20 protein-coding genes and 2 pseudogenes are annotated in these 21,286 nt (G+C 34.8%); 18 read left to right on the forward strand and 4 right to left on the reverse strand.

Annotation, left to right across the window (positions count from 1 at the left end; translation table 11 throughout):
* Window position 1: 1 nt before the first annotated feature.
* The 8 genes from BK577_RS26055 (at window position 2) to BK577_RS15880 (ending at window position 6,251) form a co-directional block, all read left to right on the forward strand.
* A complete protein-coding gene (locus BK577_RS26055; RefSeq protein ID WP_169908321.1) occupies window positions 2–151 on the forward strand; it encodes a hypothetical protein in 150 nt (49 codons plus the stop codon).
* A 372-nt stretch (window positions 152–523) separates the two neighbouring features.
* Window positions 524–2,467 carry a T7SS effector LXG polymorphic toxin gene (locus BK577_RS15855; RefSeq protein WP_078433852.1) on the forward strand — a complete coding sequence of 648 codons (1,944 nt, stop codon included), beginning with the start codon at window positions 524–526 and terminating at the stop codon, window positions 2,465–2,467.
* A gap of 13 nt (window positions 2,468–2,480) precedes the next feature.
* A complete protein-coding gene (locus BK577_RS15860; protein ID WP_078433853.1) occupies window positions 2,481–2,903 on the forward strand; it encodes an SMI1/KNR4 family protein in 423 nt (140 codons plus the stop codon).
* A gap of 169 nt (window positions 2,904–3,072) precedes the next feature.
* Window positions 3,073–3,522, forward strand: coding sequence for an SMI1/KNR4 family protein (locus tag BK577_RS15865; protein WP_078433854.1), 450 nt, complete (start codon window positions 3,073–3,075; stop codon window positions 3,520–3,522).
* A gap of 186 nt (window positions 3,523–3,708) precedes the next feature.
* Window positions 3,709–3,855 (forward strand): hypothetical protein, encoded by a 147-nt coding sequence (locus BK577_RS26425; protein ID WP_245823573.1) that lies wholly within the window; start codon window positions 3,709–3,711, stop codon window positions 3,853–3,855.
* A gap of 156 nt (window positions 3,856–4,011) precedes the next feature.
* On the forward strand, window positions 4,012–4,530 hold the full coding sequence (locus BK577_RS15870) for a SecY-interacting protein Syd (RefSeq protein ID WP_078435279.1): 519 nt from the start codon (window positions 4,012–4,014) through the stop codon (window positions 4,528–4,530).
* Between the two features lie 468 nt (window positions 4,531–4,998).
* Window positions 4,999–5,508: an ankyrin repeat domain-containing protein gene (locus BK577_RS15875; RefSeq protein WP_078433855.1), complete on the forward strand. Its 510-nt coding sequence runs from the start codon at window positions 4,999–5,001 to the stop codon at window positions 5,506–5,508.
* A 110-nt stretch (window positions 5,509–5,618) separates the two neighbouring features.
* Complete coding sequence (locus BK577_RS15880; protein WP_139367364.1) at window positions 5,619–6,251, forward strand: T7SS effector LXG polymorphic toxin; 633 nt, start codon at window positions 5,619–5,621, stop codon at window positions 6,249–6,251.
* 364 nt (window positions 6,252–6,615) lie between these two features.
* Here the strand turns inward: BK577_RS15880 and BK577_RS15885 are convergent, their stop codons facing one another.
* Window positions 6,616–7,365, reverse strand: a complete 750-nt coding sequence (locus tag BK577_RS15885) for an HAD family hydrolase (RefSeq protein ID WP_078433857.1) — start codon at window positions 7,363–7,365, stop codon at window positions 6,616–6,618.
* A 1,530-nt stretch (window positions 7,366–8,895) separates the two neighbouring features.
* Here BK577_RS15885 and BK577_RS15895 point away from each other — a divergent pair.
* Window positions 8,896–9,345 carry a S1 domain-containing RNA-binding protein gene (locus BK577_RS15895; protein WP_078433858.1) on the forward strand — a complete coding sequence of 150 codons (450 nt, stop codon included), beginning with the start codon at window positions 8,896–8,898 and terminating at the stop codon, window positions 9,343–9,345.
* A 293-nt stretch (window positions 9,346–9,638) separates the two neighbouring features.
* On the opposite strand, the gene BK577_RS15900 is transcribed toward BK577_RS15895, so the two are convergent.
* Window positions 9,639–11,033 (reverse strand): hypothetical protein, encoded by a 1,395-nt coding sequence (locus BK577_RS15900; protein ID WP_078433859.1) that lies wholly within the window; start codon window positions 11,031–11,033, stop codon window positions 9,639–9,641.
* A 479-nt stretch (window positions 11,034–11,512) separates the two neighbouring features.
* On the opposite strand from BK577_RS15900, the pseudogene BK577_RS15905 reads away from it, so the two are divergent.
* Window positions 11,513–11,641 (forward strand): annotated as a pseudogene (locus BK577_RS15905) (IS3 family transposase); the annotation flags it as partial.
* Here BK577_RS15905 and BK577_RS26435 read toward each other — a convergent pair.
* A pseudogene (locus tag BK577_RS26435) lies at window positions 11,637–11,885 on the reverse strand (IS3 family transposase); the annotation flags it as partial. The pseudogenes BK577_RS15905 and BK577_RS26435 sit on opposite strands and share 5 nt — an antisense overlap.
* Before the next feature lie 194 nt (window positions 11,886–12,079).
* On the opposite strand from BK577_RS26435, the gene BK577_RS15915 reads away from it, so the two are divergent.
* On the forward strand, window positions 12,080–13,486 hold the full coding sequence (locus tag BK577_RS15915; protein WP_078433862.1) for a HEAT repeat domain-containing protein: 1,407 nt from the start codon (window positions 12,080–12,082) through the stop codon (window positions 13,484–13,486).
* 11 nt (window positions 13,487–13,497) lie between these two features.
* Here the strand turns inward: BK577_RS15915 and BK577_RS15920 are convergent, their stop codons facing one another.
* On the reverse strand, window positions 13,498–14,328 hold the full coding sequence (locus BK577_RS15920) for an AraC family transcriptional regulator (protein ID WP_078433863.1): 831 nt from the start codon (window positions 14,326–14,328) through the stop codon (window positions 13,498–13,500).
* A gap of 350 nt (window positions 14,329–14,678) precedes the next feature.
* Here BK577_RS15920 and BK577_RS15930 point away from each other — a divergent pair, with 350 nt between their 5' ends.
* The 7 genes from BK577_RS15930 (at window position 14,679) to BK577_RS15960 (ending at window position 20,973) form a co-directional block, all read left to right on the forward strand.
* Window positions 14,679–16,184 (forward strand): BglG family transcription antiterminator, encoded by a 1,506-nt coding sequence (locus tag BK577_RS15930; RefSeq protein ID WP_078433865.1) that lies wholly within the window; start codon window positions 14,679–14,681, stop codon window positions 16,182–16,184.
* A 30-nt stretch (window positions 16,185–16,214) separates the two neighbouring features.
* Window positions 16,215–16,685, forward strand: coding sequence for a PTS sugar transporter subunit IIA (locus BK577_RS15935; RefSeq protein WP_078435280.1), 471 nt, complete (start codon window positions 16,215–16,217; stop codon window positions 16,683–16,685).
* An 11-nt stretch (window positions 16,686–16,696) separates the two neighbouring features.
* On the forward strand, window positions 16,697–17,014 hold the full coding sequence (locus BK577_RS15940; RefSeq protein WP_078433866.1) for a PTS fructose transporter subunit IIB: 318 nt from the start codon (window positions 16,697–16,699) through the stop codon (window positions 17,012–17,014).
* 14 nt (window positions 17,015–17,028) lie between these two features.
* Entirely contained in the window at window positions 17,029–18,117 is a 1,089-nt protein-coding gene (locus BK577_RS15945; protein WP_078433867.1) for a PTS fructose transporter subunit IIC, read from the forward strand.
* A 19-nt stretch (window positions 18,118–18,136) separates the two neighbouring features.
* Window positions 18,137–18,991: a class II fructose-bisphosphate aldolase gene (locus BK577_RS15950; RefSeq protein ID WP_078433868.1), complete on the forward strand. Its 855-nt coding sequence runs from the start codon at window positions 18,137–18,139 to the stop codon at window positions 18,989–18,991.
* 19 nt (window positions 18,992–19,010) lie between these two features.
* Window positions 19,011–19,910: a ketose-bisphosphate aldolase gene (locus BK577_RS15955; protein WP_078433869.1), complete on the forward strand. Its 900-nt coding sequence runs from the start codon at window positions 19,011–19,013 to the stop codon at window positions 19,908–19,910.
* A 502-nt stretch (window positions 19,911–20,412) separates the two neighbouring features.
* On the forward strand, window positions 20,413–20,973 hold the full coding sequence (locus BK577_RS15960) for a Uma2 family endonuclease (protein WP_078433870.1): 561 nt from the start codon (window positions 20,413–20,415) through the stop codon (window positions 20,971–20,973).
* Window positions 20,974–21,286 lie beyond the last annotated feature (313 nt).

Below are 21,286 nucleotides of genomic sequence, written 5' to 3' on the forward strand. Positions count from 1 at the left end.
CATGAAGCCGTTATCTCAAGTGTATTTGGCTTACCAAGCAGTTACAGGATTGGAAAATACTAATAAAATGATAATTAATGTCAACGAATTCGTGTTAGTGGAACAGCAGGGATATAGAATTAATGTAAATGTTGATTATCTATTAGTTTAAATAAAATATAGTCAGTGTTACTTGAGCGGTGCATACTTACAAAGCTTAATATGAAATTTACATGGAAAAGGTATGAGGAGTAATCCTATACCTTTTTTTATTTGAATGGAATGCTATTAAGATATGAATTATCTTTAGTACTTTATCCTCTGTTTTATTGAGGTTTATATATGATTTATTTCCTGTTTACATTTAACTTACTAAGTATATAGTTTTGATTTCATTTACATTTATATGAAATGATCCACTAAAATGGATAAATATGTTATATGTAATAAGTGTGACATTTCGATCAAGGACGAATATAAAACGAGACTAACTCACTAGTCATGATTATACATAAAAAACCAGGAAGTGAGGGATGATGGCGATTTGAAAGTATTAGAGACAAAAACATTAATAGAATCAATGGAAGATAGAGCGAAAGTGTACACAGATTTTCGCGACAAAATTGACACATTAAAAAAGGAATTTACAGATATCACTCAGTTAGATGACGCCTTGCAAGGTAAAGGAGCAGACGCCATAAAAGGGTTTTATCAGGCGCAAATAGATGTGGCAGATGGCCTGCTTCGTCTTGTTGACATGCAAATTGCTTTTCTAAATGGTGTAACTGGAGCTATAGCGGATATTGATTTATCAGGTGAAACAGTGGTAGACGTCAACTTTTTAGAAACTGATCTATCTATCCATGCTTCGAACCATATCGCAATGGTCGAGAGCCAACGGGAAGATCTACAGAAAATTATAGATGGAATTGACGACATTGTTAATCTCGAAGCATTTTCAGTTGATGATTTCAATACTGCAATGGATGATGCTAAGAAAAAGAGAGAAAACACCATCAAGGACGTTGATGCATTGGATCAGCAATTACTAGAGGAATATAAGGTATCAGAAAGTGCAGAATTCCATATAGGTGCTCTTTTTCAACAACTATTAGAAGCAACAGCACAAGGCAGCACAATTTCTCCAATCAACTTTGATGCGCAAGCATATAAGGCGAGTGAAGCCTATCAACTTACAGATGAGGTTCAACAATACGCAGACGACTACCTTTCATTTAAAGAAGATCAGGAAAAAATTAGAGAAGAGTTAAAAAAGGCAGAAGAACTAGAAAACCGTCCGATTTACGAAAAAGCATGGGATACTGTCAAAACGTTCACAGGAGAAGCAACAGGATATTACGATTTTCTCCGTGCAAAAGATGGTGTTGACCCCGTAACAGGAGAAGAACTAACAGACGGCCAACGAGTAGCCGCTGGCGCTATGGCAACCGCAGGATTCATACCGGTTGTCGGCTGGGGAGGAAGACTCTTCAAAGGTGGAAGTGCAATCTACAAAACCGCCAAAGGAATGAACGCCGCCGATCAAGCACTAAGTGTTTACAAAACCACCAGCACGTTCTCAAATCTCCAAAAAGCAGAACTAGGAATCTACGGCCTCGCTTCCGCGAATGGACTTAGTGAATATATCACAGGAAAAGACATGTTTGGGAACGAGTTAACGGACGTTCAAAGACAATCGAGTCTATTTAATAGTATCTTAGGAGCCTCTTTAGTCGCTTCACCATTCGTGCCAGCACTTGTGAAAAATGGTAAACTAGTAAAAGAGGAAACGATTAACCAGATGCATAAGCTAGCGACAAATACGAAAGCTAGTGCGCGGTATGTCTATGATGAAGTTAGAGGTGGCATGCAGGGTCTTTTTGGAAATCAGAATATGAATTTTGCGTTGGCTGGGGCAGATGGAGTAAAGCCGATACTTTCCAATGTGATGAACTCAAAGGAAGTTAGTAAGAGGATTGAAGAAGTTACTTCGAAGTTTTCTTTTGGGAAGAATATGGGTGGTAGTAAGGGGACTGCGAAGAAATCTAGTTTAGTAGGAAGAGAAGTAGAACTTGAATGGCTAGGTGACAATTATAAAGCAATAGAGATTGAAGGAACAGTCAAAGTTGGCGGGAAAGAAATGGATATCTCAAGACGTGTATATCAGAAAATTGATATCGATTTTGATTATACTCCAAAAACTCCAAAAGCCAAGGGTTTGTCAAATAGAGAGCTTGTTGCAAAAGGTCGACCGCCATATGTAATTGACAAGAATGGTGAAGAAGCACAAATTGAACTTCATCACATAATTCAAAAGGAATCAGGTAATATGGTTGAGATAATTGCAACAACTCATGATGATTATAAAAAAATATTACATGGTTTAATTAAAAATGGTGATAGTTTTAGAAATGATGAGGTCTTAGATAAACAATTTAACAATTTTAGAAAGAAGTACTGGAAATGGCGTTCAAATAACCTAGAATGAGGTGAAACTAAACATGAATAAAAAACTTGAAGAGATGATTAATGAATATATAGAAAAAGGGGACTTTATTGGAGAGGTTTCTGATGATCATATAAAAAAAGCAGAAAGAACCTTAGAGGTTAGTTTTCCAACAGAATATAAAGACTTCGTTAAAAAATATGGTTCTGGAGGAATTTGCGGGGTTGACATAAATGGAGTTGAGGGAGCAGATTACGCATCTGTTGTTGAAAGTACAGAACGGTATAGAAAATTAGGTTTACCAAATAAATATATTGTTTTAGAGAGTGTCGATGAATTTGTTTATTGCTTAAATACTTTAGAGAAATATAATGTTGTTCGATGGGATGATATAAGTAAACGAGAAGTAACTAGATACACAACTTTTATTGAATATTTACAAGATAACTTTCAAGAGGCAATTGATAACTGGGATTAATAAAACCCTTATTATTGAAGTGTTACTATTTGTAGTCTAATACACTAAAATATTCAAAGCATAAAGCACTAAAATGCATTTTAAGCATTAGGTGCTTTTTGTATTTTTGTATAAATTAGACAGGCTATACTCGTTATAATAATATTTAATGGAGTAGGAAGTGATTTTATTGGAAACAAAATTTGAATTTTCATTTGAACCAATTTTCGATAATGATATTGAGGCTTTCGAGAATGAATATAACGTAAATCTCTCGGAAGATTATAAGAAGTTTTTGCTACACAAAAATGGTGGTAAACCTGAGAAAAGAAGATTTAAAACTGCTGATGGAACTATTACATCCTCAGTAATGTTGTTTCTACCAATTTCAGAAGAAACCGATTCAAATTTAAAGAACTTTTATGAGAAGTATACTTTAAGCAAGATAGTTCCTCCTAATTTAATTCCAATTGGTTTAGATCCTGCTGATAGCTTGATTTGTTTGAAAATTGGTGAGAAGGATCAAGTGTATTTTTGTGATATGGATTACTTTGAAGAAGATAATGAGTTAAAAGATGAGTACATTAAGTTAATTTCGGAAAATTTCACATCTTTTCTCAATAACTTATATGAAGCATAAATATGAATATAAACATGTTGGTTACAAGATTAGTAATAACATTAAATTAATTAAATTATCTAACGATAAAGCACTTGATTGCCTTTTAGGCAACAGGTGTTTTATTGTATTATGAGAAATTTAATTTTTTAAATGACTTTGATGTTACTTTCTAATATTCAGAGCTCAGAATGATTGTATCAGCATGTGTATAGGAAAGATAAGAAAGCAAATAGACAGAAAATATTAGGCTTTTGTCCTATAATTGATAAAACATTGAGGGAACATTTCCCTCAATACGTTATTAAACAATTATTTAATAATACATTAATTCACTATCCCTTAGGTGGGTAAGCGATAGCATTACCAACAAAGTTACATCCAGGAACAGGTGGTATTCATAATGCCGAAAAGGCTGCTGGTGTATGGGGAAAAGATAGTGAATATGCTGAATTACTTGAAAAGTTTTTAAATAAGTATAGGGTGGTTACTTTGTCAACAAAACAAATAATGAAGAAATATTTTCAGATGAGAACTGAGTTAGTTGCTGAGGGTTTAGATTTTTTATTTAAAACACCGGTTAATTATGATGAAAATCTAGTAATATATAAAGGTGAGGTTGATGAGGACGAATATATCTCTTGGAAACCTGTAGAAATGACTGAATCACAAGATTTTAAAACATTAAAAAATGATTTTAAAATAGACTTGCACATCTCAATAATTGATTATTTTAACTCATATTGGTTTGCAGACTTAGATGGTTTTTTCAAAGAACACTATATTAAATTAGAACCTGTACTGCCAGGGTCGGAGTTAAGTTCCTTTATTGAGACTTTGGAGGGATATAAAAAAAATCATGGAAATATACTAGAGAAAATACCTATTGGAATTGAAGGAAATGGGTTATTGGTAGTTATTGATAACAAAAGTGGAATCGTCCAATTAGAAGATTTTGAAAGAGGTTCATTCGAGCATATAGCAGAAAATCTTCAAGAATTAATCGGTAATTTAAGATTAAAACGATAACTTATTTTTGATTATCGTTTGTTTTTAAGTTTACCGATAGAGGAAGTAGTAGAGATTGCTTTAGCATATAAGGAATGAGAAATAATTGTTTTTATAATACGTACTTGAGAACCTTGATTGGCATTTGATAATCAAGGTTTTTTTCCAAGCGATAAAATAATCTCCTCGTAATCATAAATGTAAATTTGGTCTTCACTCGGTGAAGGTAGTTTTACATTTATAGAGTAAAACATTATGGTGTGTCAGGGCCAATAGGGGATGTTGATTCATTGAATCAATAAATTATTAAGAAGGTAAGGTATAGACCTGATTGGTAAGGAAAACCTTGTTGGGCACCAAATGCTGTAATAATACCATAGTTTGGAGACTTTGGAGATTGTGGTGATTCATTTAAAGGCTGTGGAAGCACTGGAAGAATAAGGAGTATTAGCTAGTAGATGATAATTAAAAAATTGTGGAGGGAATGTTTTGGATAAAAAAAGCTTAAACAAAGCAATAGGGAATGCTATTAAATTGGGGGATATTAGAGAAGTCCAGCAATTAATAGGAAATGATAAAGAAATATTAAATACAATGACTGCATTCGGTACTTGGTTACACGTAGCTGCAAAGCAAGGACACGTTGAAATAGTTAAATTTCTAATCGATAAAGGTATAGATATTGATGCCAAAGGTGGTACTTTTGATGCTTCGGCATTAAATTTGGCAGCAGGAGCAGGACAATTAGAAATAGTAAAATATCTAATAGAGTCTGGCGCAGAATTAGATGAGAGCTTAGCTAAAAGAAATCCATTGTTTGGAGCAATTTATGGTGGGAATAAAGAAGTAGTTGAGTTATTAGTTGATTCTGGAATAAATATTTCAGTACGATATACTGGAGAAAGTATGAAGGATATGGATGCTTATGAATATGCTAGAGAATTTGGTCAAACTGAAATTGCTGAATATTTGAAGCAAAAGTTAGATGAGAGAAAATAAGAAATAGAACGACAACTAAACACTTATTATCTAGTAAAACAATTTTTAAAGTTCTCAGTAAAACACTTGATTGTCCGAAAAGACAACAAGTGCTTTTTGTATTAAATTTTATGCTTGAAACCAAAGGATTTTATCAAGCCCAAATTGATGTAGCTGAAGCCTTGCTACGTTTAATTGACATGCAAATTACTTTTCTAAATGGTTTATCAGGAGCTATAACGGATATTGATTTATCCGGTGACACAGTGGTAGACGTCAACTTTCTAGAAACGGATCTATCTATCCATGCTTCGAACCATATTGCTATGATTGAGAGCCAACGGGAAGATCTACAGAAAATTATTGATGGAATTGACGATATTGTTAATCTCGAAGCATTTTCTGCTGCTGATTTCAATACTGCAATGGATGATGCAACGAAAAAGCGAGAAAACACCATCAAGGATGTTGATGCATTGGATCAGCAATTACTTGAAGAATACAAGGTATCAGAAAGTGCAGAATTCCATATTGGAGCACACTTTGAACAATTATTAGAAGCAACAAAGCAAGGAAATACAATTTCTCCATTTAACTTTGATGCTCTAGCATATAAAGCCAGTGAAGCCTATCAACTTTCAGATGAGGTCCAGCAATACGCAAATGACTACCTCTCATTTAAAGAAGAGCAGGAAAAAACTAATTACTTACCCGTGCGTTCGAGACTGTTTGATTACGACCGTAGGAAACACCTTCTACAGTAGCTGCAAACGATAGTGAAGCTGCAGCGAACCAAGTGATCGCATAATTAAAAAGGACCTCTATTTTTTGTAATGTTACATGATGAATAATCACGTTTTGTAACATACTTCAACCTTATATCCCAACGTCATCCAGTTTTTCGACTTCTTTCAAGAAGAAATTTACTGGAGGGGGAGGAACACGATCTACGTAAAGGTAGAGAGGTTCCCTTCTACTCGACTAATTCAAGATGGGCCCCCGCAAAAAACACATATCAAGGTAGAAAAGTGCGTTTATCTTTTTTTGTAATTGCACTGGTCTCGGTAATAGAATAGCACTATCTCCATCTAGGTAAAACCAATATTCATTTTTTACGAAATTGAAGTATTATCTATAAGTTGACATTGCATGCTCTTGGATATGCTTATGAATAATATCAGGAACTTCTTGAAGTGAATTTAGTGTCAAAAAAGCACTAGTATGCTCAACGTTAACTTCAACAACGTTATATTGCCATTCTGTTTCAGCTGGAATATATATTGCATTGATGTCCATTTCAAGCGCTGGGACAATATCAGTTCTTAATGAATTTCCAACCATCCATGTTATTTTAGGATCGGCTTTAATTGTTTTTAAAATATCCGATAGAGCTGTTGTATCTTTATGTTCCGAAATAAAAACACGATGTTCAAAATATGTAGTGAGTTCTAACTGGACAATTTTCTTTCTTTGATTAGCCTTATCCCCACCTGTGTGTAAATATAATTCATGTCCCTCTTCTTTTAAAAGTTGGAGTGTTTCACCCATATATGGAATTGGTTCAACGGGAATTTCAAATACCTTAAAACCCAACTCTCTTAAATATTGGATTTCGTCTTTCTTCTTTTCCTTCCCTGTTAAGTCACAAAAGTATTTATAAGTATCAACAAAAGACTCAGGAAACCGTTCCGACTTTAAACCGTGCTGACTAATCGCCGTAACATCAATTTGAAGTTGTTTCTGTTTTACTTCTTCCTTGGTTATAGAATCAAACCATGTGATCATTTGGTCTGCGAACTCACCTATTACTCGGTTAAAATATCTATTACAGTAAGATAATGTATCGTCAAGGTTAAATAAAATGTTTTGTTTTTGCATGTTTTACTCCTTTCCAAATATTTTAAGTTCTAACTATTTTCCCACAATGTCTAAGTTAATATTACTTGAAGTAAGTAAGCAGCATGTAAATAAATGTACTTCATAAATACGGCTTTTTATAGTTACCCGGTTCAGTTTAGAGAGAAAATGACAAATAACTTACATTTTTAAAGATCTAATCTATAAAATTGGTCTTATTATGTCACTGTTAAATTAACGTTTTAACATACCAAAAAGCACACGGATTCGTAAGGAAATAACAATCGACCTATTAGTCATTTGTTAAAAGCTTTGTCAAAAAACATATCTTTATGAGACAAATACCGGAATGGGAAGAGGAAATTGGTAAAACAAGAAGTAGAGACTATATTTCAATATTGTAAGGAGATCATGTGTTTAAATTTGTTTTCACAGAAATGTTTGGAGGTTTTTTACCCATTTTTGTGACTGTGTATTAACAAAATAAGTCGTGGACTAATTGAGAAACTCGAATCCTATTAATTCTTGTTATAAAATGTAAATTGTTGCGGTTGCCTAGGAAATATTTTATATAAAAAATTATTGATAATGATGGTTAAAATAAGTTAATCTAGGAAAAATATACATCTGTTTGTTTATAGTATTTATAAGCGAAAACAAATGTTTTGTTTTTGAGGAGGAGAATAATTGAGCGGAATCAGGTGGTTATATATTTCTATGTAGCTTTTGCTACTTTGAGTTCATCTTTACCATTATTGATTTCATCATTTAACTCTAAAATATGATCATTCATTACATGTACTGCACACACTGTGAAGGACCGAAAGAACCACCAATTAACAATGCAATAACTGCAACTACAATATATCTCCAATGTCATTTGCTAAAACTAATTAACTTTTTCACTTAAATCTTCCTCTCAAATTATTAATTTTATTAACACTAAATTAATATCGTTATGACTCCATATAATTTTAAAATTTATATGTAAAAAAATTTATATGTAAATTAATGAAAATAAAAAACCATGCATCGTCTTCCAGTTTGTATGGGTGTACTCATACGTGCATTTGACTGACAAATATGTTCTCTAAATGATTGTAGTATGTCTCCTATTTGATATTCCTCAGGTATTCTAGATATCGTGATTTAAAATCCATCTTATGTGAAAAGTTAGAGGCATTAATGGAGGTAAATATTCAAACAAAAGAAAAGATAAATAAATTAGAGAAAATATTTGTTGGATGGGAAGTATTAAGTGTTACTCAAAAACCGTTAGAATATAAAATTATTAGAAATGAGAGGTCAGTTTTAGATGTTATTAGAGACTTTTGTAATAGGACACTTATATGCAATTAATATTGCTATCATTAGAGGTGCTCAAGCGGTATTGGTGAAGCTACAACGCACCGTTTAACAAATGAAGGTGCAAAAAATGTACTATTGTGATGAATTATCAAAAAAGAGAAAAATAATTCTAATTGATATTATTATTTTCTTCAATTTGTTATAATGAATTGTTTTTACATTATTAAGGGGGACATAATATTTATGTCAATTGAAGTAGGCAGCAAGGTACAAGGTAAAGTAACAGGCATCACTAATTTTGGAGCTTTCGTAGAATTACCCGGAGGTTCAACAGGTCTTGTGCATATCAGTGAAGTAGCGGATAGCTATGTAAAAGATGTTAATGATCATCTAAAAGTAGGCGACCAAGTTGAAGTGAAAATAATTAGTGAGAAAGATGGAAAAACGGCCTTGTCCATCAAAAAGGCTATAGATAAACCAGAAGGACAAACCTCTTCTTATTCCCAACGCCCACCACGTCAGGGAAGAACTGATAGCAAATCTAAAGACTTCCGTTCAAAAAGCAATTTCAAACCGAAGGAAAATTTTGAAGATAAAATGTCTCGTTTTTTAAAAAGTAGTGAAGAGAATTTATCCACTCTTAAACGTAGTACAGAATCAAAACGGGGCGGAAGAGGCGGAAGACGCGGATAACTGTTGTTTTTTTGATACTTCATTATACAGATAAAAGAACTTTTCTTTTAAAAAATGCATGGTTAACCTTGCTTTGAACTTTATCCCGAAATTCGGGATTTTTTTATTTTTTATCATAGAAAACTGATTATAATCAAATCAAATAGTGAAACGGGGAACTAGATATGAGTAAAGCACTGTATAAGAACCCCCCTTGATAAACAGAGGGATAGTTCTCTTGTATCAAAAATGAAACATAAGAACCGTCCCTCTGTTTTGTGTTTTGTATGAAGTTACAAGGGAGGAGTTTCACTTTATGAGCTTTTTTGAACAAGTTTGTATAGGTGTTGATAGGATTTGGATTCTTCTAGCATACCGAGTTCACGATATACCTTTATTAACCACTTTATAGGTTTAGAGCTGGAGGGATTCATCTCGATGTCCCAGAGAAAGCATTCGACTGCTTGGGGCAGCTGGTCTAGCTGGTAATATAATTGTCCCATATAGAACTGTTGGTCAGGCTCTTCTTGAATTTGATACATGATTTTAATGGTCTGAAAAGAGTCTAAAGGTAGATGGAGAAGAGGCTTTAGCCATTTATATACATAGGTAATATTGTTTTTTACAAAGAGTCTTGGAATAAGAATGAGCATCAGCTGTTCTAATTGTTCCTTGACTGCATGAACTAGATTACGTGTATTGATCAGTTCAAAAGGGATGGAATAAGATGGACCAAGATGATGAAGGACTTTTAGGAATAAATCGATTTGAGCTTTTGATAACGGCTCTTGATGTTGTGCGAGTACTGTAAAAATTTCCTTGTACTGCTTTGATGTCCATAAGATGGAAAGGAATTGTATATGCACCATTGCTTTGTTTTCTGTTGAGGTGGTTTCCTTGTAAAGGCTCTGTAGGATCGAGAAGGATTCTTGTTCTGAATAAGTGGTAGATAATAATTCAAGAAATTCATGAAAAAGCTCACTAAAGTGGTGTGTTTCTTTCGTTAATCGATCGAAATATAAGGCGAGACATTCCTGTTCTCTTGATTCTGAACGTAATTTTTTCTGAAGTAGATGAAAGGATTGAGCACTTTCTTTGTTTGAATACAGCTGGTTTTCGGCATAAAGAGGGTCGTAGTTAAGAAGTGTTACAGGATTAGATTGATAATGGAGTGAGTATTTATGATAGTCAAGATGACTAATTAAAGAGCGAGCCCATTCATTAGTAGGATATTTTTCTACTACTAGTCGGAGGATGCGATAGGCGTTAAGAAAATCTCCATCTCTACGGAATTGTAAACAAATATCCTTCACAATGGAAAGGAGTTTTTCTTTTTTTATATAGCAATCAAAAGCGGTTAAAATGTATGCTGCTTCAGCTTTAGGGTAGGTTTTATTTATTTTTTTCCAAGTTATGTTTAATGTTGGGAATTGTTGCAAAGGATGCTTGGATGTAAAGGAATCAAGCAGAGGGTGAGGAGAAGGAATGTATACACCTTGCGTTAAAATTTTAGCAAGTGTTGAGTTTCGTTTTATTTTTGTTGTCTTTTTTCCGAGAAGAAATTGATTTTTATAATAAAATGCATAATAACATTCTTCATTCTTGTAAGCCTCTATCACTTGAAATCCTTGGAAAAAGTAGAGACCATCAATGGTGAATGAGAAATTTGGGTTACTATCTTCAATAGATATAACACGTTCGTTTTTCATTTGCATCATCCCTTCACGATTCTTATTCTAATTATACCACTAATTATATCGAATTAAAAATGAGTAAAAATTGAGTAAGCATGTCCCGTGTATTTAAGAAATATATGCCACTTGTTGCTTAAGGTATGTCTGTCTGAATTAGGTTTTAAGATAAGACCTGACTTTTAGAAGGAAAAACAAGATCTGAAACGAGAACAACGTGAGAGGGGGCAGATTATCTTAGTTCACAATTGGAGCAAGACAACCATCCCTATTTTTCTATTTATAAAAAGTATTTTCATGATTATCTTTAACTCAACGTATTCAGGTAGTGACTAGTCATGAATCGATCACTATGAGTTGATTCTGTATAATCCGGAAACGAGGGAGCTCGTTATCAAAAACTGGGGAAATAAAACTTGGATAAGGGTGGAAAACCATTTATCGATTGTGTTTTGTCTGAATGAATTTGCTCTTTGGAACTGAAGTCAAAAGCACCTAGAAGCTATGGAACTCGAAAAATAAAAAAGGAATTGATGAAACTCGGCAAGATCGTTTCTAGACGACGGATCGGGCGAATTATGAAAGAGCAGGGTCTGGTATCTACTTATACACTAGCGCAATTTAGACAACTTTTTTAAGGTGTTCAAGTTTGAATTCTATTGGGCTTAGATAGCCTAGTGTTCCATGAATTCTTTTGTTATTAAACCAGTGGATATAGGTATGCAATTCCTTTTCTAAATCTTCAAGACTATCAAAGTGACTCCCTTATAAACTCTCAGTCTTAATGATTTTAAACGTAGCTTCTTCTACTGCATTATCATAAGGACATCCTTTCATACTTAAAGATCGAACGATATTAAATCTTGCTAATCTTAAACTGCTTGGTAAAAAACATTTAATTGATTTATCTACTATTACTCTTTTTTATTCAGATAGTTAGCAAAAAAATACACCTGAATAAAATTCTTAATATTGTGCAAATACTACTTAGTTTTGTGACTGTTGGTCCAATGTTTACTATTTTATACTTTAATGGAGATAAAAAAAGGAGGTAATAGATATAAATGGAAGCGAATACACCGTTATTACTAACAGATGAGCAAATGCGAAAGTTTATTACAGATGGATTCTTAATTCTTACGACCGATTTTTCTGAGGATTTTCATAATAACCTGATGGAAAGGTTAAATCATGTATATGAGGAAGAGGGAAATCCAGGTAACAATTTATTACCTCGTGTTCCGGAATTACAACGTGTATTTGAGCACCCCGTTATAACAGGTGCATTAACAAGTGTACTTGGTCCGAATTATATGCTCCATGCCCACCGACACGGACATTTTAATGCGGTTTCAAATCCAGGTGGATGGCATAAGGACAGCTATTGGGGCTATGAAAGAATGAGGAACCATCATCCTTGGTGGGCGATGATTATGTATTTCCCTCAAGATACGCCAGTGGAATTAGGACCGACTGGAATTATGCCTGGAACGCAAAATTATGAATCCCGCGTGTTTGATGCGGATGAAATGGAAACAGAAGCATTAGCGAGTGGAAATGCAGGAACATTTGCACTCATTCATTACGATATATGGCATCGCTCCACACCAAATTTATTAGGGAAGCCGCGTTACATGTTAAAGTTTGAGTTTATGAGAACAATAGCACCTGAAGCACCGAGCTGGAATAATGCTGAAGCTGCGTGGAGAAAACCACAAACAGTGAATTCACCTTTTGCAGATCATGATGTGATGTGGGAGGAAACTTGGAATTGGTTATCTGGAAAAACTGGCAGTATTACTGATATAAAATCAAATAATGAAGCAAGTATTCAAGAGTTAACGATGGAAATGCAGGATCAGTTTGAACCTATCGCTCTAAATGCAGCGTATGAGCTTGCCAGAAGAGGGAAGCATGAGGAATTATTCGATGCCATTCAAAGTGAAAATGTGAAGGTATCTCGTCTTGCTGCATATGGCTTATCTGTTTCGAGTAAAGAAGTTATACCTGGATTAATTGAAAATTTGGAAAGTCGCCGGGTTGAGACAGTCATACACACTATTTTTGCACTTGGAGAACAGCGCGAACAGGCAAAGGAAGCCGTATCTGCTCTTAATAAACTGTTAAAACATCCTTCAGAAAAGGTACGCCGTGCTGTTGTTGAAGCACTAGGGATGATTCAACAACCAACAGATGATGTAGTCGAAGGACTTTGCCATTGCTTAGAGGATAAGGATGTCCAAGTTAAATTTATGGCAGGTCTTTCCTTATCACGTCTTGGACCTTCGGCAGAGAAGGCCGTCCCTAAGTTGGAGATTGCATTAAACGATGAAAACCGTTATGTTCGTGCACATGCCGCAGAAGCATTACGTTATATCAATACAGAACAAGCAAAAGATGTATTGATTAAATTCTTATTTAATAGCCGTTGGTGTCCAACAACAACCAAGGTTAATACATTCTATCCATAAGCCGAACAATGTCAGAAGACTTTGGTCACCATTTCACGATAGGCAGTGGCGGTAAAACCGGTATGTTCTCGAAACTGCCTTGAAAAATAGGCAACCTCCATACCTAATGTGTCAGCAATGTTAGATACGGTGGAATCAGTCGTTGTTAATAAATGCTTCGCCTTCTCCATTCGGCGACGATTGATATATTGTATGGGTGAATAGCTAGTAAACTCTTTAAATACTTTGATGAAATAGTTTGGGTGGAAATTTGCAATTTGAGCCAATTGTTCAATTGTGATATTTCCATCCAAATTAGTTTCAATATAATTCAGCACACTATTCATTTTTTTGAAAGAAGGATTATCGTTGAGCGGTAATCTATCTATTTCATAATGTTCTAGAATGTTGGCAATCAATTGTAATAGTAAAGCATGCACTCGAAATTCACTTGAAAGGGAATCCTGTCTTGAATGATAAATAAGCTGTTTAAAAATAGTTTGTAATTCTTGTTTGTTGGTAGATTTAATACATACAGGTGCCTTTAGAATATGAAATAAGTGTAAATCACCTAGTTTTGCGGTAAAGTGACACCAATATTTTAAAAAGGTGTTTTCATTTACTACACCATAGGATTGTTTCGTTTCAGCAGGTAGCAGATATAACTCTCCAGGCTGTGGAAGATACCTCTGGCCATTGATTTCTAAAAATCCCTCTCCATCCAATATAAAGTAGATTTTATTAAAGTCCGGTTCGTAATTGATTTCGTTCCATGTTAGAGGTACCTTTGTTTTGTCTGCAATCGATAATTCGAACTGTGCATTTGCTAAGTAATTCTTCCAAAAAGCCCTGTTGTTCTGCATTATACTTCATCCCCATCCTTTCTCGTCCGCAGATGATACATTTCAAACACATGCTTTACATTATGGACACTCAACCTGATCAACACCTTCGCTTTAATGCCTAATCCAGTTCGTTCCTGTTCTCTAGCGATTTGTACCATATCCATGTTTGTCCAATTTAGTACTCTAAAATATATTATAAATTCCCATAAAATCAAAGTGAAGACACTTAAATAAAAATAATGTTATAAAAATGATTCACTCCCTCACACCAATACGGACACAAATCCATAACCAATTTTGTAATTGTGTATGCGTTTACACGTTGATAAGATAAGATCATAGCAAGGACGAAATGAGGTGAGAATTTCTTGAATGATCGAAAGAGTAAAATCATTGAAATTCTGAGAAAGGAGAGTCGATATGTAACAGCCGCTGAATTGGCTGCGGAGCTTTCTGTATCAGCTAAAACGATTTACCGGGATATGCAAGATTTATTAGAATTGGCTTCTCCTCAGTATAAAATAAGAAAAAAAGAGAAGTCAGGATACTGCCTTGAAGAGGTTAAGGAAAGTAAGTGGAATGAAGAAGATCAAATTGAGCATCCCGAGGAAAGACGTCTAAATTTATTACTATTTCTCCTTTCTATTACACCATGTAAAACATCCATCCAGAAAATATCAGAACGTTACTTTGTTAGTCAAAGTTCCATCATGAATGATTTTAAGCATATCGAAAATAAGATAAAGCCCTACGGTTTGCGATTATCGAGAAAAAATGACGGAACTTGTTTGAAAGGAAATCAACTTTCAACCTATCGGATCATGTCTGTTATTATAGAAAGTTATTTGAAACAATCGGGAGATCCGTTTAATCAATATGATATTCCTGATTCGATTCGAAATATAAAGGTTATAAACAAAAGCCTGAGAAAAATCAAAGAGCTTCTACACGAAATGCAATTGGATCATGACTTGGTATTAGATCAGCCATACTATTTAACTTTATTTTGTTCACTGCTTTCCATTATTGAAAAACATACGAATAATGTTCAACCTGTAATGAAAAAAGAGAAGATTTATGAAGAAATGGAGCAACTATCATCTATCTATGAAATGACGATGAATTTGGTTGCAAAACTTGAATCATCTTATTCCATTCAGTTAAGAAAATCCGAAATTTATCATCTTTATTATATTTTAAAAGCCTATAAACTTAATTCCCGTTTTTTATTAAATCATGACACTGAAAAGATCCTTAATAAAAATGTTGAGAGATTGGCACAGCAGTTAATTTTAAAAGTGAGTGAAAACAGTGGCTATCAGTTTATAGAGGATGACGATTTAATAGAGCGTTTGACCCTGCATCTTCACAGTATGGTATATCGGCTGGACCATCACATTTACATTATTAACCCAATCTTAAAGTCTATTAAAACGAATTTTTCCAATATATTCAACTTGGTCAAACACAGTACTGAAGAATTAACAAAAGAGGAAATCTACGATAGAGAATTGACAGAAGAAGAAATTGGCTATATCACACTTTATTTTCAAATTTCCTATGATGAACGATTTGCCAATAAGATCCCAATCCTTATAGAGTGTACAAGTGGTATTGGTACTTCACATTTGTTAAGCGGGAAAATCAAGAAAAGCTTTCCGAATATCCTTGTGAAAAAGATTATCGCTCAACAGCGGATTAAACAAAGTGATTATGACGATGTTGAACTCGTGATTTCCACAGTCAAAACTCATAGCATTATAGATAAACCAACGATTCTTGTCAGTCCTATTTTAAATGATGAGGATAAGTACAAGATCGATGAATTTATAAAAAATTATTACAAGCAACAAGTGATTTTATCCCAAACCTAATCAGTAGAAAAGGAGGCTCTTAGATTGGAAATAAAGATGGAAGAACTAGATTTTAGTAAGGTTGTTTCAGAAGACCTCATTCAGTTGGATTTACAAGCAACATCGAAGATTGAAGTTATCGAGGAACTAACAAACCTCTTATTTGTAAACGGTTGCATAAACGATGAAGAAGGGTTTATTCAGGATGTGATGTATCGTGAAAATGAGGGAGTTACAGGTTTAGAAAAAGGAATCGCCATTCCTCATGGCAAATCAGATTATGTATTGAAGACCTCTATTGCCATTGGAAGAACAAAGGAGCCTGTGGAATGGGAGTCTATGGATGGGAATCCCATCAATATTATCATCTTATTCGCGGTGAAAAACGCTGATAAAACGACAACACATATTAAGCTGCTTCAGAAAGTGGCCGTCTTATTATCAGACGAAGAGACCATCGAACAGTTTCAAACATTGAAAACAAAAAAAGAGTTTTTACATCTATTATCCAAACATAATTAGGGGGAATTGATATGAATATTGTTGGAATCTCTGCTTGTACATCTGGTATTGCCCATACGTATATCGCGAAAGAAAAACTAATCAAAGCAGGGCATGAATTCGGACATAAAGTTCGGATCGAAACACAGGGAACGATTGGCATCGAAGACGAGTTAACAAAAGAGGAAATTGCTGCAGCAGACTTGGTCATTATCGCTACTGATATCAAAGTTAGCGGGAAGGAACGTTTTAAAGGAAAGAAAATTATTGAAATCTCAACAAATATTGCGATCAAGGCACCGAAGCAATTGTATAAAAAGATCGAGGCTGAACTGAACACACAACAATAAGGGAGGTCTGTTATATGTTAAAAAAACTTCAAATTAAGAAGCATGCTTTAACCGCTATATCCTTTATGTTACCGCTTGTTGTCGCATCAGGACTATTAATTGCGATTGGAAATTTAACCGGTGGAACGGTCATTGAAAATTATCAGGAGGCTTATTCGATTCCATCAGCACTTGTCTCTTTAGGTGTCCTTGGAATGGGCTTGCTGGCCCCTGTTATTGCAGGTGCGATTGCCTACTCAATAGCTGATCGGCCGGGTATTGCTCCGGGACTCTTAATGGGGCTTATTGCAAATGCAATAGGGGCAGGATTCTTAGGCGGTATGCTGGGTGGATTTATCGTAGGTTACTTTGTTTTATTCCTGAAGAAACATTTAAAAGTACCAAAATGGGCAGAGGGCTTAATGCCAATGATGATTATTCCGCTGATTTCCAGTATTGTGGTCGGGTTACTGATGTTCTTTATCCTTGGAGTTCCAATTGTATGGGCAACAGATGGATTAACTTCCTTTTTAACAAGTATGCAGGGTTCGATGAGATTCGTTTTTGGAGCTATTTTAGGTGGGATGGCAGCGTTTGACTTTGGTGGTCCAGTTAATAAAGTTGCTTCACTGTTTGCAGATGGCCTTTTACTAGAGGGAATTTATGAACCGGAAGCAGTGAAAATTCTGGCTTCCATGGTACCTCCGTTTGGTGTGGCAATTTCCTGGGTTTTATCAAAAGCTCTACGAAAAAAGCGTTATACCAAATCGGAAGAAGACAATATTAAAATCGCTTTTCCAATGGGAGTTTGTATGATTACAGAAGGTGTCATTCCTATTGCAGCTGTTGATATCGTAAGAGTTGTTGTTTCTTGTACTACTGGTGCTGCAATCGGGGGCGGATTCTCGATGATGTGGGGTGTGGGATCACCTGTTCCATCAGGTGGATTGTTTATCGTACCGGCAATGACACATCCATTCCTTTTCCTGTTAGCTTTACTGATTGGATCAGTCATAACCGGAGTGATGTTGTTTCTGTGGAAGAAAGAACCTGCAAATGAATTGGCCGAGGATACGACTGAGGAAGAAGAGATGGATCTTTCAGATATAAAAATAACAATTTAATAGATTGGAAGCGATAAATATGTATGTATCAATGAAAGGCATGCTTGATCGTGCAAATAACGGCAAATATGCGGTTATGGCGATTAACTGTTTTAACTTAGAAACGGCTAAAGCTGTGATCGATGCAGCTCAGGAATTAAGGGCACCGATTATCATTGATTTACTTCAAGATCATCTGATGGCACACTTAGGCAGCAAACTTCTGACACAGCCAATCATTGAGATGGCAAATGCAGCAAGTGTGGAGGTAGCGATCAACTTAGATCACGGCCAGGAAATTGGCTTTGTCAAAAGATGCTTAAAAGATGGATTTTCCAGTGTCATGATGGATGCTTCCAAATATCCAATTGAGAAAAACATTGACATTACGCGGAATATGGTCGAATTCGCCCAAACCTATGATGCCAGTGTAGAAGGGGAAGTCGGAAGCATTGGCTCAATCTCCAGTGACCATATGACAGATGACGAGATGTATACCAATCCTGATATTGCAATTGAGTTTGCATTAAAAACAGGAGTAGATGCTTTAGCCATCTCTTTTGGCTCAAGTCATGGAAATTATCCTGACGGCTATGTACCTGAATTTCGATTTGATATTGTCGAAAAGATAAAAAAGGCAACAAATATTCCGCTCGTTCTCCACGGAGGATCAGGGTGTGGGGAAGAAAATATAAGAAAATCAATTGAGCTTGGGATCAATAAAATAAATGTTGGATCAGACTTTATGAATGCTCAGGTACAACAAATAAAAAATGACTTAAGAGAGCACCCGGAACTGAGTTACTTTGATGTAATCCACCATACAGTTACTGCGGGAACAGAGTTAGTCAAATATTATATCCGATTATCCGGATCTGAAAACAAATCTATATAATAAAAGGAGAGATAAGAAAATGTTAATAAATATGAAGCAATTATTAGAGGTGGCAAAGGAACATACATTTGCAGTAGGTGCTTTCAATGTAGCAGATAGTAATTTTCTAAGAGTTGTAGTAGAGGAAGCAGAGAAAAATAATTCGCCAGCCATTATCGCAGTACATCCAACAGAATTAGAGTTTACGAAGGATGACTTCTTCAGTTATGTGTTAAACAGAATTAAAAACAGTCATGTACCTTTTGTTCTTCATTTGGATCACGGAGGAAATGTAGCTGATATTATGAGGGCAATACGGGTCGGCTTCAGCTCAGTGATGATTGACGGCTCACTATTACCATTAGAAGATAATATTAAACTAACAAAGGAAATCGTCGAAATTAGCCATCCATTAGGTGTGTCAGTTGAAGGTGAGCTAGGAACAATTGGAAACACTGGAACATCAGTTGAAGGAGGCGTGTCAGAGGTTATTTACACAAGACCTGAAGATGCAAAGGAATTTGTAGAAAGCACAGGTGTGGACACATTGGCTGTTGCGATCGGCACATGTCATGGCATCTATCCAAAAGATATGGAACCAAAACTCCGCATGGATATTCTGCAGGCGATTAAACAGGAGGTAGATATTCCACTTGTCCTTCACGGAGGCTCAGCGAATCCGGATGAAGAAATTGCCGAAGCTGTGAGAATTGGGATTCAAAAGGTAAACATCTCATCAGACTATAAATACGCCTTCTATAAAAAATGCCGTGAAATTTTAGCAGCAACCGAACTCTGGGACCCAAACGCGATCTATCCAGAATGCATCGATGCAGCGAAAGAAGTAGTGAAATACAAAATGAACTTGTTTAACTCTCAGGATAAAGCAGACCTGTATCGTGATGAGAAGGTTTTAGCTTGGAGGAATGAATTGCTGTAAGGGATTTCAAAATCATATATAGTAGCAGCGCTTCTTGTGAAGGGTGTCACAAAGTTCTAAAGGTATGGGGAATCCATGCTTTTTTTGTTTGAAATAAATGGTACTATTTATCTGTTGTTAATTAAGAATTTATGACCTGTTGATATAGAAATCTGTCATTTATAGTTTCGTTTCATTTACAAATATAAAATGATCCAATCAAATGGATAAATAGGTTGTATGTAATAAAGTGTGACATTTCGATCAAAGAAGAATTTTAAACGATACTAACTCACTAGTCTTTATTATACACAAAGACAAGGAAGTGAGGGATGATGCGACGTGAAATGATTAGATCCTTTTTAACATAGACCCACTCATTTTTTAGATAAAATAATTAGGTTGGTTATGTTGAAGTGGGGATGATTGATTTCAAGCGTAAAGATGTAAGGTTAATATTGATTTCTTCACTTTATGATATATGATAAAATAATAAAATGAATAAGTTTAGGAGATGGTTGGAATGAATTTGTACATAAATGAGTCAATGTCCATTGATGACTATTATAAAATTCGAGAGAAGTCCGAACATCTTTTAGAGTACATTGACGGTTTCATCTATATGTCACCATCACCCTCAACAAAACATCAAAGAATTTCTAGCAAACTCCATATTAAACTTGGCAATTTTCTTGCAGGTAAGCATTGTGAAGTTTTTCATGCTCCGTTTGATATTGAATTAAAAAATGAAAACATAGAAGGAACGAAAATTGTTATACCAGATCTAAGCGTAATTTGTGAAAAAAGAGGTTTTACTGAATCACGGTATATTGGAGTTCCAAATCTTATTGTTGAAATCCTTAGCCCATCTAATCAATCGCATGATTTAATTACTAAACTAAATCTTTATATGAATTATGGTGTTAAAGAATACTGGATTGTCAATCCGATGCTACATTCAATCACTGTCTATGCTCTTAATGACGAAAGTATGTATGATCAACATGATATGAAAACAAGGAATGGGATCATTACTTCGAAGTTCCTAGTTGGATTCAAGATTGATTTAGAGGAAATATTTTAGTAATATGGGGACGATTTTGTTGATCGTTTTGGAAATATTTAAAATAAAAACATTCACTAATGTTGTTAATCAACGTTTGTGAGTGTTTTTATTTTACATAATTTCAATTCATGATGTTGGTTTAATTCTTCATGTTTTCTTAGGTTTCCTTTATATACCCAAATATTTCAGAAGAAAGAATCCCTAGACCTTAAACACTCACACTAAAAAACTTCTTTCTTCAACCTCTTCCTAACTCAATTATATCACGTAAAAACATGCGGAAATAGACTTTTTATTCCCATCTACTACTGCTAAAATCAATTGAACATTA

Source organism: Metabacillus halosaccharovorans (assembly GCF_002019635.1).
GTDB classification, from domain to species: Bacteria; Bacillota; Bacilli; order Bacillales; family Bacillaceae; genus Metabacillus; species Metabacillus halosaccharovorans.